The organism is Verrucomicrobium sp. 3C (assembly GCF_000379365.1).
Lineage (GTDB): Bacteria > Verrucomicrobiota > Verrucomicrobiia > Methylacidiphilales > Methylacidiphilaceae > Methylacidimicrobium.
Genome location: NZ_KB901875.1, coordinates 539,444 through 555,421, shown reverse-complemented (window position 1 = coordinate 555,421; position 15,978 = coordinate 539,444). Strand labels below are relative to the sequence as shown.

General features: G+C 58.2%; 13 protein-coding genes and 2 pseudogenes. 12 read left to right on the top strand and 3 right to left on the bottom strand.

Features of this window, described 5'->3' with window-relative positions; translation table 11 throughout:
• On the bottom strand, positions 1–303 hold a 303-nt coding region (locus A37A_RS0103285; RefSeq protein ID WP_155996591.1), incomplete at its 3' end, for a Druantia anti-phage system protein DruA.
• Positions 304–679: 376 nt separating this feature from the next.
• Between A37A_RS0103285 and A37A_RS15535 the strand changes: the two are divergent.
• From A37A_RS15535 to A37A_RS0103230, 10 genes and pseudogenes are all read left to right on the top strand, one after another.
• Positions 680–1,555, top strand: a pseudogene (locus A37A_RS15535) (TylF/MycF/NovP-related O-methyltransferase).
• Positions 1,556–1,817: 262 nt separating this feature from the next.
• The gene (locus A37A_RS18040) at positions 1,818–2,744 is read left to right on the top strand and encodes a bifunctional 2-polyprenyl-6-hydroxyphenol methylase/3-demethylubiquinol 3-O-methyltransferase UbiG (RefSeq protein WP_018290109.1); all 927 of its coding nucleotides are present in this window, start codon (positions 1,818–1,820) and stop codon (positions 2,742–2,744) included.
• 231 nt (positions 2,745–2,975) lie between these two features.
• Positions 2,976–4,637 (top strand): murein biosynthesis integral membrane protein MurJ, encoded by a 1,662-nt coding sequence (gene murJ / locus A37A_RS0103270; protein ID WP_018290108.1) that lies wholly within the window; start codon positions 2,976–2,978, stop codon positions 4,635–4,637.
• Between the two features lie 169 nt (positions 4,638–4,806).
• Entirely contained in the window at positions 4,807–5,982 is a 1,176-nt protein-coding gene (locus A37A_RS0103265; RefSeq protein WP_018290107.1) for a glycosyltransferase family 4 protein, read from the top strand.
• Positions 5,983–6,048: 66 nt separating this feature from the next.
• Positions 6,049–7,188: a glycosyltransferase family 4 protein gene (locus tag A37A_RS15525; RefSeq protein WP_018290106.1), complete on the top strand. Its 1,140-nt coding sequence runs from the start codon at positions 6,049–6,051 to the stop codon at positions 7,186–7,188.
• A 20-nt stretch (positions 7,189–7,208) separates the two neighbouring features.
• A complete protein-coding gene (locus A37A_RS0103255) occupies positions 7,209–8,708 on the top strand; it encodes a hypothetical protein (RefSeq protein WP_018290105.1) in 1,500 nt (499 codons plus the stop codon).
• Positions 8,705–9,952 carry a glycosyltransferase gene (locus A37A_RS0103250; RefSeq protein ID WP_018290104.1) on the top strand — a complete coding sequence of 416 codons (1,248 nt, stop codon included), beginning with the start codon at positions 8,705–8,707 and terminating at the stop codon, positions 9,950–9,952. The genes A37A_RS0103255 and A37A_RS0103250 overlap by 4 nt, the downstream gene beginning before the upstream one ends.
• Before the next feature lie 205 nt (positions 9,953–10,157).
• Entirely contained in the window at positions 10,158–11,078 is a 921-nt protein-coding gene (locus A37A_RS0103240; RefSeq protein ID WP_018290103.1) for a glycosyltransferase family 2 protein, read from the top strand.
• A 74-nt stretch (positions 11,079–11,152) separates the two neighbouring features.
• Positions 11,153–11,587 carry a bifunctional 2-polyprenyl-6-hydroxyphenol methylase/3-demethylubiquinol 3-O-methyltransferase UbiG gene (locus A37A_RS18035; protein WP_018290102.1) on the top strand — a complete coding sequence of 145 codons (435 nt, stop codon included), beginning with the start codon at positions 11,153–11,155 and terminating at the stop codon, positions 11,585–11,587.
• On the top strand, positions 11,581–11,886 hold the full coding sequence (locus tag A37A_RS0103230) for a hypothetical protein (protein ID WP_018290101.1): 306 nt from the start codon (positions 11,581–11,583) through the stop codon (positions 11,884–11,886). Before A37A_RS18035 ends, A37A_RS0103230 begins: the two co-directional genes overlap by 7 nt.
• 470 nt (positions 11,887–12,356) lie before the next feature.
• Here the strand turns inward: A37A_RS0103230 and A37A_RS0103225 are convergent.
• Positions 12,357–13,211, bottom strand: a pseudogene (locus A37A_RS0103225) (IS3 family transposase); the annotation flags it as partial.
• Positions 13,212–13,242: 31 nt separating this feature from the next.
• Positions 13,243–13,548 (bottom strand): transposase, encoded by a 306-nt coding sequence (locus tag A37A_RS0103220; RefSeq protein WP_018290099.1) that lies wholly within the window; start codon positions 13,546–13,548, stop codon positions 13,243–13,245.
• Positions 13,549–13,614: 66 nt separating this feature from the next.
• Here A37A_RS0103220 and A37A_RS0103215 point away from each other — a divergent pair, with 66 nt between their 5' ends.
• Both A37A_RS0103215 and A37A_RS0103210 read left to right on the top strand, forming a co-directional pair.
• Positions 13,615–14,652: an IS630 family transposase gene (locus tag A37A_RS0103215; protein WP_018290098.1), complete on the top strand. Its 1,038-nt coding sequence runs from the start codon at positions 13,615–13,617 to the stop codon at positions 14,650–14,652.
• 34 nt (positions 14,653–14,686) lie between these two features.
• Positions 14,687–15,973, top strand: coding sequence for a glycosyltransferase family 4 protein (locus A37A_RS0103210; RefSeq protein WP_018290097.1), 1,287 nt, complete (start codon positions 14,687–14,689; stop codon positions 15,971–15,973).
• Positions 15,974–15,978: the final 5 nt, after the last annotated feature.

Sequence of the window (15,978 nt, the reverse complement as noted above, 5' to 3'; positions counted from 1 at the left end):
AAAACGCCGATTTTGTACGATCAACTTGAGCCGCTCCACCCGCTGTACGGCGCTCCATCCAATCCACCGATCCCGATCCTTGAGCGCGTAGCAGGCCGGCCCCCAAACCAGCAGAGCCACCGCTTGCCCATCTTGTTCAATGACCTGGCGCAAATAGTCGCCCACCGATCGCCCCGCCCCCAGATAGTGGCGTTCCTTCAACTGCCCATCGAACCATTCCGTCTCTTCTGGAGAACTGGCAATCGAAACATTTAGTCCGCAATCCCTTACCCCACTGGTTCCTGAATGGAAAAGCTGTCTCATCAAGCCTATTGCATCGAAAAAGTCGCTTGATGTCTAGCCATTCTTTCCCTCCCTGGCGCAGAATCACTTCCCCGTTCATAAAAAAAGACCCTGCTCCCGCGCCGGGCATCGCGAATTTCCGCTTGAGTATCATCGCCAACTGGCTCTACGTGGATGCAGGAGTGGCGGCATCGAGAAGAGGGCCAACCGGCGAGGAAACGTCGACTGAAGAGCGAAGAAGGGACGTCTTAGCGCGCGACCACGCTGAAAATGGGATAACGCGGATGTCGGGTGCTAGTTGTGCAAACGAAAATCTGTTGACGCTGTCTTCTTCGAAAGCTTCGGCAAGAGCAAGAAGTTTCGAGGGAGGATTGCTGATCAATTAATAGAGTATCATATGGACGGCGTGGATAATGTAATGACCGGAGCGATCAATCCGTCAGAGCAGGGTGCCGTGGCCGAACTTCGCAACCGTTACCTGCAGCTCCTGAAAAAGAGCTTAACCTTTCGGTTGTGGCGCGAGCAAATCGGCGTGGTGAACCAATGGCGACGGTCTCGTTGGATCAATCAGACGGTGCGCCTTATTGTCGGGTTGCTTCAGCGCAGGGACTTTATTTTAGCAAAACGTTACCCAGAAGAAAGCGCGCTCAATGGTACGTTCTGGCCATTATACGCACACACCATGGTTGGCTGGAAGCGGTTGACGAATCTCCAGGAATGCATTGAAGAAGTTCTCTCGAATGGAGTCGAGGGGGATCTGCTCGAGGCGGGGGTTTGGCGGGGAGGGTGTGCGATTTTTATGAAGGGTGTCCTCGCTTCTTACGGAGACTCGAGAAGGAGAGTCTTTCTCGCGGACTCCTTCGCGGGATTACCTCCGCCTATGGTATCAAAGAACCCAGCCGATACGGGAGATCGGCTGCACGAGGTCTCCTACTTGGCGGTTACAGAAGAGGAGGTCCGAGACAACTTCCGACGCTATGGTCTGCTTGACGATCGGATCGTCTTTATCAGGGGGTATTTTGAGGAGACGCTACCTTCAGCTCCAGTTGAGAAGCTCGCGGTTCTCCGCGCCGACGGAGATATGTAAGGCTCGACCATGGCGATCCTCAACTCGCTCTATGAGAAGCTGAGCGTTGGAGGATATTGCATCATTGATGATTATTATGTTGTCAATGGCTGCAGACAAGCCGTCGATGAATATCGCAAGGGGAGGGGGATTTGCTCTCCATTACGCGAAATTGATGAAAAGGGAGTCTGCTGGAAAAAAGAGTAAGTTTCGGGCAGGCATCTTCGTGTCCAGAAGCGGGGCTTCTGTGGAGCGCGGTAGACGCCCCTTACCATGTAAAACAGCGAGGAGGCAGCGTTCTTTGAGAGCCACGAGAGAGACTTTGGAGGATGACGTCGAATTCTATCGCTACAACTGTCCAGTATGCGATAGTGAGCCGTGTGAAACCATAAGCGATTGTCGGGACCTTGCCCTCAAGCTCCCCGGAAGCTGGACCTATCAGCGATGCAGCGGTTGCGGATCCCTCTGGATGGACCCGCTTCCTCGACCGGAAGCGATTCCTGGGTTTTATCCTGAGAACTACTATACGCACGACGCTCCGGTTTTTTCGGGCCCTACTGCCCGCCATGCGATCGGGAGACTGTGCCTTTCGATCAAGCTGGCTATCCTGGAAGGTCGCTTCGGCTACCGGATTCCGGAGCAATGGTGGGAAGGGGCGGGCGGGCGTGGCTGGGCAAGGAGCGTCCAGGCGCTCCTCCCAGGGTTTCCCGGCGGGCGAATGGTGCGTTTCCTCTCTTTCCGGGAGCGAGGCAAACTGCTCGATGTGGGCAGTGGCAGCGGGGAGTTCCTTACCCTGATGCGAGAGTTGGGATGGGAGGTCGAGGGAATCGAGCCCGATGGACGGGCGGCGGGGCAATCGACCAAGCTTGGGCTTCCCGTACAGCGGGGTGGAATCGAGGACGCAGAGCTTAGGCCAGGCTCCTATGATGCGATCACGCTCAGCCACGTCATCGAGCATCTTCTCGATCCGCGAGCGGCGCTGGAGCGTTGTGTCGCTGCTCTGCGTCCCGGAGGCGTCCTCGTGAGCCTTTCTCCGAATCCGACGGGTTGGAATGCGCGGTGCCTTCGAGCGATTTGGCGGGAGTTGGACCCTCCGCGCCATCTGATCCTGCCGAGCCCCTCGGGTTACCAGGCGATCCTGAGCGGTTTGCCCGTAAGGGCCGAGGTCAGCACGAGCCCGATGGATATGGGTTTCTGGTGGCACTGGAGCCGGAAAAATGCGGGGCGCTCGACCACTGAAGTGTTCGAGACCTTCTGGGCGCGCGCGATGGATTGGATCATCGGACCCCTCCTGGTTCGATTCCGGCCGCAGGCCGGGGAGGAGGTCGTCTGTATTGCCACGAAAAATGCGGGATCCCCGGAGAGTGCAGAAGGCGAGACGAAAAGGCGGGAATAGATCTCATCTGTTCCTGCTTCGATTCCCTGAAGACGGGCGGCGTTTTTTTCCGCAGCACGAATCGACCGGTGGTTTTGTGTTTTCCAGGAGATGAAAAAGGGAAGGAGCTAAAGATTGCCTGTCGCATGGGCAACCGCCGCATGGGGAATGGTGCATGTCGCTCCCGGACATTTTTGGATGCCGACGGCTGGCGCGGAGTGGGAAGACTTGCGACGATGAGGACGAGCCGACATGGAATCTGACCTGGAGAATCCTGGCTGCATGCCCGGATTGGCTGCTCCCGCAGAGGGAGCGGGACCAGATGCTCTCTCTTACCGAGTACCGTCGGGCCCACACCGGGTCGCCCGCAGTGCGATCGGCCTCAGCATCCTCTCGTTCTTAGGCCCGCTCTCCGGATTTCTTGTCGAGCTTGCCTTGGGATGGCGTTACGGAATTGGCCCGCTGGTCGACGGGTATCGGGTAGGGCTTGTCTTTTTTCTCTTTGCCCAATCAATTGCTTGGGGCATTCTGCCCAATCTTGTAGTCCCATTTTTTTCCGAGGTTTCTCGGAATAAACGAGCCAGGGAAGGTTGGAGCGCGATTTCCGGACTTGGGGTTTTCTTTCTCGCGCTCGGGATCGTCTTCGCGGCAGCGGGGAGTCATTTTGCCTCGCCCCTTGCACGCTGGTTCGCCCCCGGACTCGATCCAGCGGGCTCTGTAAGCGCGACCTCCTTCATGCGCTCCTTTTCTCTGGCGGTTCTGCCGCTCGCCTGGTTCGGGATCATGACCGGGCTTTTCCAATGCCATGGAATTTTCTGGGTCCAACCATTCGCTCAAGGCCTCTACAACCTGCTCCTTCTTGGCGCGATTCTCTGGACCGGGCCAAATGGGCTGGTTCTCGCCCCGATCCTTGGGTGTTTTCTGATCGCCCTGCTATTTATGGGTAGACTCTTGCCTCTGGTGAAACAGGAAGGGTGGCCGCTCTGGTCCGTAGGAACACTTTCTGTCCAGACAGTGGTTCGATTTCTTAAGAATGGCTTACCCCTTTTTCTGACATTGGGCGTAGGCTATGCTGGCGTGCTTTTCTTGACCCGGGCGACTTCCCTCCTTCCTCCGGGCTCTGTCGCCAGCTTTGGATATGCCTGGAAGGTTCTGCAACTAGGACTGATTGTGCCGGGAGCTCTCGCAACGGTTCTCTTTCCGCGACTGTCGGATGCTTGGAGTGCCAAGGAGGGGCTGGAATTCCGGCGACTTTGGCGGGAGGGATTGCGGTTGATGCTCTTTTTCTCGGCCCCAGTGGCGCTTCTTTGCACCATCTTCAGTCGAGACCTGATCTCGGTGCTCCTGGCTCGGGGCGCTTTTTCCGGTGCAGCGATTGAAGAGACAAGCCTTGTGGTGACCATCCTGGCCTTCGTGATTCCGGCTGCGGCAGGAACGGCCTTCTTGCAAAAAGCTTTCTATTCTCGAAGCGAGACCCTGTTCCCTAGCGCCGTCTCCGTAATCGGTGCGATCCTGATAATGACGTGCTCTGAGGTAACGGCACGGCGCTTCGGTCTTGCCGGCTTGGCATGGCTTACCCCAGGGATCGGTTGGATAAGCTTTCTCTGGCTAGCCGCCGCATCGCGAAGCACCGACGCGAACGGATGGCGCTCCTGGAGTCGCTTCGTGGCAAGCCTTCTTTTTGCCAGCGCTGTTGCGGGCTCGGTGGCTTATGGGGTCAAAGGGTGGCTCTGTCATGGTTCGCAGGCTGGCACCTTGCTTCGCTTGGGAGTCGCCTCCGTACTTTCCCTGACGAGCTTTGTTCTCTTGCTCCGGATGTTTGGCCTCCCGGAGGCGACGCGTGTACTTGCCTACGCGGGATGGCAGATACAAGCCATAAAAAGGAAAGTAATTCTCGCCCGAGGGCGAAGCTGAGCGACCTTATGCTCTCTTTGCAGCGTAGGGCAAGCGCGGACAAGCGCGAGTCCCGAGCTGGTCAGGATAGGTGGGAAGACGGATGTGCGCGGACGAGGAATGGCTGGGGCGACGTGAGCCGTGTTTCGGCTTCGGTTGGTTGAGGCGATCGTAAAAACAGGGCAATCTCATGCAGAATCCCCCATTTGTGAATCTAGCGGTTTGCGGACGATTCCATTTTCACAATTACGTCTCTTACCTGGCGGATCGCGGAATTCTCAATCGCTTTTACTATTCTCACCGGATTGGCCAGCAGATCTTGCCATCCGGGTCACAAATTGCGGTCAACCTATGGGGGAAGGAATACCTCATGCGGGCGTGCGATCGCCTCCTCGGGGAGACTCGCACTCGACGGCTCCTTCCCGCTCTCTTGGATTGGTGGGAGAACGCGGTGCTCCGTTCGTGGTCATCTGCTCCTCTTTGGCACATCCTCCTCCACGGCACGGCGCGCCGCATCCTGCGCAGGGCGAAATCCGAGGGGAGTCTTCTCCTGGGCGAACCGGTCAATGCGCATCCGCGCGCGCTGGCCGCTCTCCTGGAAGAGGAGGAAGCCCGCTTGGGACTTGTGCTCGAAAAGGAGACGAGTTCCGGCGGGCAACGCTTGCTGGAAGAATTGGAGTCTGTCGATCATCTGCTCGTCGCTTCCCGATGGCTGAAGCGCTCCTTTCTCCAAAACGGTTTTCGCGAGAAGCAGATCCACCTGATCCCCTACGGGGTGAATCTGGCTCGATTTACTGCAGAGCCTCGGAAGAGCCAGCTTCGGAAGCCCTTCCGCGTCCTCTGTGTCGCACACCTCTCTCCTAGGAAGGGCCATATCGACCTGCTGGAGGCATGGCGCTTGCTTCGGTTCCCCGATGCGGAGCTTCTCCTCATCGGCGCATGGAGTGAATCCATGAAGCCGGTATTGAAACACTACCAAGGGCTATACGAGCATATCCCTTGGGTCCCGAACGCCGAGCTACCGCGGTACTATCGGCGGTCGTCGGTTTTCGTGCTTCCGTCGATCGAAGACGGGTTTGGAGTTGCCTGCCTGGAAGCCATGGCATGCGGCCTCCCCGCGATCGTTACGGAAAATACGGGTGCGGCCGATCTGATTGCCCCCGGCCGGACGGGCTTCGTGGTACCCATCCGCTCTCCGGAGCGAATTGCGGAGGTTCTGGAGAGTTTATACCGCAACCCGGAGCTTGTTTCGGAAACGGGAGAAGCGGCGGCGGGAGCGGCGGTGCGAGCATCTGGTTGGGAGAGTTATGCGGGCTTCCTTGCGCGAACCTACGGTCGATTGCAGGCTGAAGCCGCCAAGGTCTAGGCCGCTATCGTTGCGGGCGTCGACACAAGGTGGAAGCCCGACGTTTTTGAACCTTCTCGAAGAGTGATGAGGCTTCTGATCTGTTACGCCCATTTTGGGCCCTATCACCTTGCACGGGCACGAGCTCTTTTGAAGCGGCGCGGCATCGACCCGGTGTTTGTCGAGCTTTCCCAAACCCAGAAGAGCCACCCATGGCTTGGAGAAAAAGAGGAGCGAGGTATCCCGGTTTTCAGTCTTTGCACCGGGGCATTCGAGCAGATCGATCAGAGGGAAGCTGCGTTTCGGATGAGGGAATTTCTCGACCAGGTCACGCCGGATGTGATCGCGACGGCCGGATATGGCCTGCCTGTCTTGCAGAGAGCGACGTGGTGGGCCCGGCAGAGGCGTAAGGGGAGCGTTCTGCTCTTTGAGACGACTCGGCACGATAAGAGGCGGAATCCGCTCATGGAAGGGTTGAAGCGCTGGATGATTCCCCGGTTGTTCAACACGGGCTTTGTCGGTGGGCTTCGGCATCGCGAGTACCTTATCGAGTTGGGCATTCCTTCCGATCGGATTTGGGGACCTCACTCTGTCGTTGATAATGATTTCTTCTCCATTGGCGCGCAGAGAACGCGAGCCCAGGAGGAGATTTGGCGAAAACGGCTTGGGCTTCCCTTACGCTACTTCCTATTTACAGGCCGGCTGGCACCCGAAAAAAATGTTTTCGGTCTCTTGCGAGCCTATCGTGCGTATCGGGACCAAGGAGGGGACAGAAGCTTGGTTCTCTTGGGTGATGGCCCGCTGCGCGCGGAATTCGAGCGATACGTGCAAGAACATCGGATCCCCGAGGTGATCCATCGGGGCTTTGTTCCGACGGCAGAGCTCCCCCCATACTACGCCCTTTCGGATTGTTTCGTTCTCCCGAGCACGATCGAGCCTTGGGGGCTCGTCGTCAACGAAGCGATGGCCTCCGGCTTGCCGGTTATCGTATCGGATACCTGCGGGTGTGCTCCTGAGCTTGTTCAGGCGGGAAACGGTTTTCTCTTTTCTCCCGGAGAGAGCGATCGCCTCGCGGCGCTGCTGGCGAAAATCGGCGCCATGACCGATAAAGAGAGGCGGGGCTTGGGAAAGGAATCGGAGCGGATCATCCGACACCTCAGCCCGGATCAATGGGCGGAGGGCCTCGTGAGCGCAGCCCAAGCCGCGCAGGAGGCTCGAGGAGAGTGAGCGTCCAGGGAATTGCCCGAATGACCAGAGGACCCGTCCGTCTGACCGGAGGACTTTTTCACCGAGAGACAGCGAGGCGGCTAGCCGCCTCCCCCATTCCGGAGCTTTCCCCTCTTTGGGGTTTTTGGATTGCAGCCGGTATTCTTTCCGTGGTGCTGGGAGCCTGGTTGCTCGAAGGGATCGAGGGACCCACCGAGGTTCTGGCTCATTCGATCGGGGTCGGCACACTCACGTTCCTTTGCCTGGGAATCGGGGTTGCTCTCTGGAAGGATCCGGGAGCGCTGGTGAGTCCAGGGGTGGTGATGGCGGGGGGCTGCATCTATCTCTTCGTGCTCGACATGGCACTGTTGCGTCGGATGGAAGGATTTCCCATTCGGGTGTTGTTTCTCTCCGAGACCCTTGGTGCGCTCTTTGTCGCTCTCGCGTTCCTCGGGTGGTTCGCCTTTCGGCCGAAGAGTAGCCCGCTCTCCGCTCTGTTGCGCTGGGCTGATTTTTCCCTTGAGCCCCGTCTCTACTTTTGGATGGCGCTGTTCGCTTTTGGGATGGAGTTCGCCAAGCGGATCCTTCTGGCGGACGGGGACATTTCCATGGTTCTTGAGGATTTGTTTCTTACCCGGTCGGGCGACAACGAGGGAAATAAATTGCGTTCGGGCGCGGTGGGGGATTGGCGTGGCCTCCTTTACTTTACCGGGATCTTTTTCCTCATGGTTCCCTTTTGCGCCGCGCGTGCCTGGACGCCTGATCTCTCTGTTGGGAAAAAGGTGGTTTTGGTCGTCGTGGTTTCCTTGGACGTGGGGACGCTCCTCCTGGAGGGGGTGCGAGGATCGTTGCTCCAGGCGATCGGCCTACCTCTCCTGATACGGTTTATCGAACGCCGAGGAAATCTCCGCCGGCTTTTGGCGGGGATGGTCGCCGGCGTGATTGTGCTGACCCCCATTACGGATTTCATGGTTTCCGTGCGCGGCGTAGGTTGGGAAAACGTCGGGGATCTGGAAGCGCCCGAGCTCGAGTTCGGAGGATCGCACCGGGATGACAATCTCTATTGGATTGCCAATCTGGTCGACTCCCTGGAGCGGGATAAAGGATTGGCGGCCCATGCGGGCCCGATTGGTTTTCTCTCGGCTGCGGGACAGATTGCAACATTTGTGGCGATTACCTTTGTCCCCAGGGTCTTTTGGCCTGGGAAGCCCGATCCACGGGAGCTCGGCGACGATACGCGCTCTTGGTGGGCAAGCCGCTCGATCGTTGGAGACCTAGTTGGGGCCGGTGGCTTGAGCGGACTCATCGTCGGAGCATTTGTTTTTGGATTGGGAGTTCGCTGGCTTCTCGGCCCTCTTTACTCGATGCCTAAACGGGATGGAGCGATGCTCTGCTATGCTTATCTTCTGCTCGTTCTCCAGATGGAAATCCGGGCGGTGACGACCTTTCAATCTGGCCCTGTCATCTTCGCGCTATTGACGATAACCTCCGGCATGCTGCGAATCTTTCTCCAACGGAAAAGAAGGTTGGCGTTTCCGTGAGACCTCCTAAGATTCTCGTTCTTGCTCCCCACTTGACGCGGAGCGCGGGTGGAATAGCCAGCGCGGCTTCTTCCCTCAGCCAGGTTCTTTGTTCGGCAGGCTGGAGCCTGCAAGTGCTTACGACCGATCTCGGGGAGAGCGGGGAAGAGGCGAGGGAGCCACTCGACTCTCGGACCGGATGCCTGGTCTTTCCTGCCGGGAAGGGTTGGAACCGGAGGATTTATCGTCCTCGAGAGCTGAGCCAATGGTTGCGAGCGCATCTATCTGCCTATGACCTCCTCGATATTCAGGGAGTCTGGCTCGGGGCGGCGATCGATGCCGCTCGTGCCGCCTATGAGAGCGGCGTCCCCTACGTGTTCACCCCGCATGGGCAATCCTCCCGGCAGGATCGGGAAAAAAAATTCTGGAAAAAGTTTTTCTTTCAAAAGCTCTTCCTGGAACGTGCGTGGCAGCGTGCGGCGGCAATCCGTTTCTTGGGTGAGGAGGAGAGAAGGCTGTCTGTTTTTCCCCCGCACCCTGGGGCTACTGTGATCCCCAACTTCGTAAAGATTCCGGCGGTGCCACCCGCGACTGAGAACCGACGTAGGACGACCAGTCTACCTTGGGACGGGCCGGTGATCCTCTTTCTCGGACGATTGAGTCCGCAGAAGGGGGTTCTCGAGATTCTTGACGCTTTTGAGCGCGCCTATCAGCGGCGCCCGGATGCCCACCTTGTTCTTGCGGGGCCGGACCAGGGCTCCTATGGGATATTGGCGCGGGAAAAGGCATCGCGAATGGCGGGGAAAGCGCACATTCACTTTGTCGGTCCGGTGTATGACGGGGAAAAATGGAGTCTTCTTTCTGCGGCGACCCTCTTTATCACGCTCTCTCGCAACGAAGGCTTGCCCATGGCGGTGATCGAAGCGCTCGGCGCCGGCTTGCCGATCGTGGTCACTGGTGAAGCCAACGTCGGGGCAGCAATCGAGGCAGGCGCGGGACATCTAGTGCGCCTCGAGAAATCGGATGAGGTCGCTCGGAGCATCGTGGAGATACTGGAGAATCGGGATCTGCGCGAACAGATGGCGCGGAAAGCGCGACACTTCTTTTCGGCGCATTATTCCTTTGAAGCGGCGGGGACGGCCCTGCTCTTGTTTTATGCAAACCTCCTGGGGAGGAGGCCATCCCGGGGAGCGGCCAGAACGGAGGGAGGAACAGAGAATGGAGCGGAAAAGCAACTTAACAACAGAAAGGGACGGGATGAATAATCCGATGGAAACGGCGTGAAAGGTCTCACTGATTCGAAAAAACCCACGGACGCGTATCCTGCTCTCGGCGGGACTCCGGTTGAAAGGATGGGAATCATCCTGGGCGATGCGCTCGGCAAAGCCCGAAACCTCCACGAGAGCCACTCACCGGCGCTGGTAGAGGTAGTTCATATTTCCTTGTTCTAGCCGGAAGACGAGGTTGCCTATGCGCCCCGTTCCCCTTTTCATCGCCCACTGGAATGCCCCCGAGGCATGTCTCAAGTCGATCGGCTGCTTGCAGAAATCGGAAGTATCCTTGCGCATCGTGATCGCGGACAACGCATCAGACCCGGAGAAGCGAGCGCAGCTCTGCCGGGGATTGCCAAAAGAGGTGGAGGTTGTCGCGCTTGCCGAAAACAGGGGATTTGGGGGCGCCCTCAACGTTTTGCTTCGCCGCTGGCTTGCAGAACCCTCCGGAGAGGAGATCTGCTTTTTGGCATCGCATGATGTGATTCCCCGCAAAGAATGCTTGGCATTGCTCACGCAAGCTCTCCTTTCGGATTCGACGATCGGGATCGCTTGCCCGGATCAAGATGCAGAGGTTTCTCCTGTCTATCCGCACTTTACTCCGATTCTCGGGCCGAGAAGCGTTCGCTGCCAGCCCGGGAAGAAGGGGGAATGGAAAGACGTGGTCTTGGCAAACGCAACGCTATTCGCCGTGCGAAAACGGTGCATACGCGAACTCAACCTCTTTTTCGACGAGCGCTTCTTTTGCTACGGGGAGGAGTACGATTTTGGGTTGCGCGTGAGTCGCGCCGGTTGGCGTGTTGTCCTTGTTTGGGGGGCAACAGTCGACAACCCGGGACGGGCGGCTTCTTCTCTCCTATATTCCTACTTGCATGGAAGAAACTCGCTCTTTCTTGCCTTGCGGTACGGCGGATTAATTGCGGTGTCGGTCCGTGCGCTCCTCTTTGCGCTGAACACCGTGCGCCTTCTTCTCCTGGATGCCAAGAATCACAGGGTGGATGAATTCGGTCTTGGGCGGGCGTGTGCGCTGATCGATTTCTTTCGGGGTCGGTACGGAGCTCCCCCGTCTTTCCTCCTGCGGCGGAGCGGAAAAATACGGTGGCTTCCTTACAGCATGTAGCGGGAATTGGAGGCGGGCGTTCCGCCGGCTGTGCAGGCAGTTCCAGAGGGCAGTAAAGGAAGGATGGAGTATCGATGCGCATCGACCGTCATCTCTTGCTTCGTATTCTTGGGTGCCGGGCTGGATTGCTGCACGGAGACACGCTGGTCTGGGACCGGTGGCGCTGGCTGTGCAAGCCGCTTCCTCGAACGGCAAACAGAGAGCGGCTCTTCGATGTCGGTTGCGGAAGCGGGGCCTTTACGATCTCCACCAGCGTGCGCGGATACGACTCGGTCGGAATCAGCTGGAGCCAGGCGGATCTAGACGCCGCGGCTACGCGGGTAGAGCTTTCGGGAGCCAAAAACGCGAAACTCGTTCGGTTGGATGCACGGCTGCTTCAGGAAGAAGAGCCGTGGCATGGCTATTTCGACCTCGTGCTCTGCCTGGAGGCCGTAGAACATCTTCTGGATGATGCATCTCTCTTCCGGGCGATGCGGCGTGCCTGGTTCTCGGAGGTCGTCTCTTGCTGACCACTCCCCATTTCCTCTACCGGGCGATCACCAAAGAGGATGCGGGACCATTCCAGAGAGAGGAGCTTGGCTGGCACGTGCGCAGGGGATACACCCCCGCTATGTTGCGGGAACTTTCCCGGGAGGCGGGCCTGGAGCTGGAAGAGATCTCGTACTGCAGCGGATGGTTAGGTCAAAAGGCGACGGGCCTGCAACGGCGCGCCGGCGTCCTTCATCCATGGCTCGGATGGGGGATTTCTCTCCCTTTTCGTCCGCGGATTGCTCTTTTCGATCAACGGATCACCTCCTGGTTGGGCTGACCTCCCTTCAGCATCGGCCTGGTCGCATACAAGCCGCGAAATCTGGCTCGCGCTACCCCGCCTTTACAGGGATGCCCCGGAAATCGTACTGCGGGGGAATCTGACCTGGGTCGATCGGAAAAGGACGCAGGACGGTAGGGTGCGGACACGAAGCAAGGCCCTTTGAAGGGATTTTCTCCAGGGAGTAGGGTTGGCGAGTTCTGCGGGACAAAACTTGAGCCCGATATGGGGCGGAAAATATGAAAAGCCTGGGAAGAGCACGGTCCCAATCTCTAGTGTTCTGAGCGAGAAATAGCTAGACACAAGGATCTTGTTCTGATAATTTGGATAAATGGGCAGACCTATCCACATTCTTCCAGCGAGCGACAAGCAGAAGCACGAACTCCAAAGCATGATCAATTGAGGTGCTCCCAGTACGTCCGACCAATGGAAGCGGTTTTTAGACTAATTTTTGAGCGTCTCTTCCTTCCCTATTTTGAATCGAGAGGGGCTGGAAGCAACGAGCCGTTGCCAGTCCCCTCCCGGTTCGTTCTTGGGGTTTCTTCCAATACCTCTAAGGGCGTCCGGTAATCAAGCGCCTGATGCAGCCGCTCCCTGTTGTAGAACCGGAAGTAGTCGTCCAGGCCCGCCCGGGCCTCAGGCAGGTTGCCGTAGTCCCGGAGGTAAATATCCTCATACTTCACCGTACGCCAGAGCCGTTCGACCATTACGTTGTCCAAGGCTCGTCCACGCCCATCATGACTGACCGCCATCCCCGCCGCTTGCACGGCGCTGGTCCACTCGGAACTGGTGAACTGACTCCCCTGATCGCTGTTGACGATCTGCGCCGAGCAGCCCGCTCGGGCCAATGCCGCATCCAGGACGCGCAAGCAATGCAGCGTCTCCAGGCTCGGCGCCAGTTCCCAAGCCAGCACGTAGCGGCTGAACCATTCGAGCAGCGCCACCAGAAACGCAAAGCCGCCACGCAGTCGCACATACGTGATGTCTATGGCCCAGACCTGATGCGGTCGCTCAATCGCCAGCCCGCGCAGCAAATACGGAAAGACGCTTTGCCCGAATGCCGACAGGCTCAATCGCGGCTTCGGATAGACCGCCAGCAACCCCATCTGCCGCAACAAACGCCGCACCCGCTTGGGATTCACGGTCGCGCCTTCGCGCCGCAGTGCCTCCCTCATCCGGCGCACTCCGTAGAACGGATGCGCCGTGTAAAGCTCGTCCAGGCGATGACACAACACGATCTCCTCGGCATCCGGACCCACCGGCTGGTAGTAAAGCCCGCTGCGGTCCAGCCCGAGCAACTCGCATTGGCGACGCACGGATAGCTCCCCTCGACTGTCAATCATGGCGCGACGAGCCTCAAGTGAGAGGGCCGAACTTTTTTTTAAGCCAGCGGTTTTCCACCTCCAGCCGTCCAATCTGCTCGAAGAGCTCCCGCTCCCGTGACTCGACGGCTTGGCTCTCGCGTTCCAGCCGCCGGCCAAAGACTCCAGGCAGCGCCAGCAACGCTTGCTTCTTCCAGTGCCCGACCACGACCGGATGCACCCCAAATTCCGTGCTCAATTGGTTGATCGTTTTGTCCTCGCGCAGCGCCGCAACAACCACCTTGGCCTTGAACTCCGCGCTGTGCCGGCGACGCGTCCGTTTGCTTGTCTTCTCTATCATTCCAGTGGCTTCCTTTTCTTAGCTTAACCACTGGTCGGATTTTTAGGGAGCACTTCAAATCGTCCCATGACACCGCAACGTGAGGCGCGGCGAGCGAGAATCATTCTCCACCGGATCAATGGGCTCACCCAAGAGCAGACGGCTCGCACCGAAGGGGTCAACCGCCCGGTGGTTGTTCAATGGGAGAGGCGCTTCCGGGAGCAGGGAATTGAAGGCTTGCGCGAAGCCAGGAGATCCGGACGCAAGCCAAGCATCAGCGATCGGATCAAGGAGGAGATTATTACGGAGGTCACGCGGCCTCCCAAAGGATTTACCCAATGGTCCTCGCGTAAGATGGCGAAGGCCAAAGGGGTCTCGGCCAACACGGTGCAGAGACTTTGGAGGGCCAATGACTTAAAGCCCCACCTCCACCGCACCTTCAAGGTATCGAATGATCCCCGATTTGAAGAGAAGTTTTGGGATGTGATCGGTCTTTATCTTAATCCGCCAAAACGGGCGCTGGTCCTCTGCTGTGATGAGAAAAGCCAATGCCAGGCCCTGGAGCGCACACAAATCGCTTTGCCTCTTGGGCCTCGAAGGGTTCGCACCGGCACCCATGACTATGTCCGGCACGGAACGATCACGCTTTTCGCGGCCTTGAGCTATTTGGACGGAAAGATATTCCGCCAGACGGCTCCTCAACACACTCATAAAGAGTGGCTCGCCTTCCTAAAGAAACTCGATAGGGAAATCCCTTCCTCTTTGTCGCTCCACCTGGTCGTCGATAACTATGCCACGCACAAGCAACCGCTCGTCATGGAGTGGATCCACGCGCGCAACAAGCGTCAGGAGCGCATGCAGGGAACCCACAGAATCCACCTTCACTTCACGCCAACGTCCAGTTCGTGGATGAATCTGGTGGAACGCTTTTTCCGGGATTTGACGGTGGACTGCATCCGGGACGGCAGCTTTACAAGCACCAAGGAATTGGTCGCTTCAATAGAGGCCTATTTGCAGGACCACGACCTTTCGCCCAAGCGATACGTTTGGAAGGCTGAGGGGCAGGCCATTTTGGAAAAAATCCAGCGTTCCCGCGCAGCAATCGAAGCAAAAGCTAATGCATAGCTATGTATCGCTCAGCACACTAGTAAGGAGGCTCATGAGTGTCATTGTCAGCAGTCCCTACCGGGAGAATTCGATCCTGGCGATTGCCCGGGCCGCGGAAGCGGAAAAGGTTCTGGAGTGCTTCTACAGCACCCTCTGTTTTGCTAACGTCGAGCCCTGGGCTCGACGGATCCCATTTTGGGGAGGAAAAATCGGAAAAGAGCTGGGTAGACGAGCCTTCGCGGGCATTCCGGCAAGAAGAACTCGGACCGTTGCGAGCCTGGAGGAGCTTCTGCATGTGTCAACCCGGCGGACGCTCAGCCGCCAATTTCCGCTCCTCTCAATTCACCTGATGTATTGGGTTAAAGAGCGATTTGCCCGATCGGTGGTCTCCCGTCTGTCGCGGAGTACCGCCGATTGCTTGATCGGGATGTATGCGGCAAGTTGGGAGAGTTTCCGCGAAGCTGGGCGCCACGGCGTGCTTCGCTGCCTTAATTTTGTGAATAGCCACCCAGTGGATCAGAATCGATATTTGCGCGACTTGGCGGGATTGCGGGCCGTTTCCCATCAGGAATTGATTCCCCCGTGGGTGGCGCGCCGGGTGGAGGCCGAATTAGAAGAGGCCGATATGGTTCTGGTCCCTTCCCGGTTTGTGGGTGAGCAGCTTCGGGGCAGAGGGGTTTCCGAGGAGGCGATCGAGCAGATCCCCTACGGAGTGGATTTGTCCATTTTCTATCCGAATCCCGCGAAGCCGGAAAGAGCCGATTCCCCGCTGGACTGTCTCTGCGTCTGCCAAATGGCGCACCGAAAGGGCATCCCGCTTTTGCTGGAGACGGCTCGGTCCATGGTCGGGACGCCAATTCGCTTCCATTTGCTCGGGCCGATCGTCAGCCCGGAAGTTCTCGAAAATCTACCGGAAAACGTACGATATGAAGGAACCGGGCTACCCGGGGAGGTGGCAGCGAGGATGCGGCAAGCCGATCTCTTCGTTCTGCCGACTTTAGAGGATGCTTGCGCCCTGGTCGTCTTGGAAGCGATGGCCAGCGGTCTGCCGGTGGTCACGACGACGCATAATGGTTCGGGAGAGCTCCTCGAACAGGGCGTGGAGGGCTTCGTGGTGCCCGCCGGGGACCGAGCGGCTCTTAGGGAGGCGCTCGTCCAGTTGGTCGATGACGCGCCTCTCCGCAAGAGGATGGGGGATGCGGCGAGAAAAAAAGTGGAGGCCTCTTATTCCTGGGAGACCTACGGAAGGCGGGTGTTGCAGGCGATCGCAAAGCGCAGAGAACGGGCATGGTCCAAAATAGGCCCTGATCCGATCGGAGCGGGAACGATAATCTCCTGACGAGA

Excerpts from the sequence above, each read along its gene's own strand:
- A37A_RS0103210 (WP_018290097.1), top strand. The coding sequence starts at position 14,687 with ATGAGTGTCATTGTCAGCAGTCCCTACCGGGAGAATTCGATCCTGGCG.
- murJ (WP_018290108.1), top strand. The coding sequence starts at position 2,976 with ATGGAATCTGACCTGGAGAATCCTGGCTGCATGCCCGGATTGGCTGCT.
- A37A_RS18040 (WP_018290109.1), top strand. The coding sequence starts at position 1,818 with ATGGACCCGCTTCCTCGACCGGAAGCGATTCCTGGGTTTTATCCTGAG.
- A37A_RS0103220 (WP_018290099.1), bottom strand. The coding sequence starts at position 13,548 with ATGATAGAGAAGACAAGCAAACGGACGCGTCGCCGGCACAGCGCGGAG.
- A37A_RS0103240 (WP_018290103.1), top strand. The coding sequence starts at position 10,158 with ATGCGCCCCGTTCCCCTTTTCATCGCCCACTGGAATGCCCCCGAGGCA.
- A37A_RS0103255 (WP_018290105.1), top strand. The coding sequence starts at position 7,209 with ATGACCAGAGGACCCGTCCGTCTGACCGGAGGACTTTTTCACCGAGAG.
- A37A_RS0103215 (WP_018290098.1), top strand. The coding sequence starts at position 13,615 with ATGACACCGCAACGTGAGGCGCGGCGAGCGAGAATCATTCTCCACCGG.
- A37A_RS18035 (WP_018290102.1), top strand. The coding sequence starts at position 11,153 with ATGCGCATCGACCGTCATCTCTTGCTTCGTATTCTTGGGTGCCGGGCT.
- A37A_RS15525 (WP_018290106.1), top strand. The coding sequence starts at position 6,049 with ATGAGGCTTCTGATCTGTTACGCCCATTTTGGGCCCTATCACCTTGCA.
- A37A_RS0103265 (WP_018290107.1), top strand. The coding sequence starts at position 4,807 with ATGCAGAATCCCCCATTTGTGAATCTAGCGGTTTGCGGACGATTCCAT.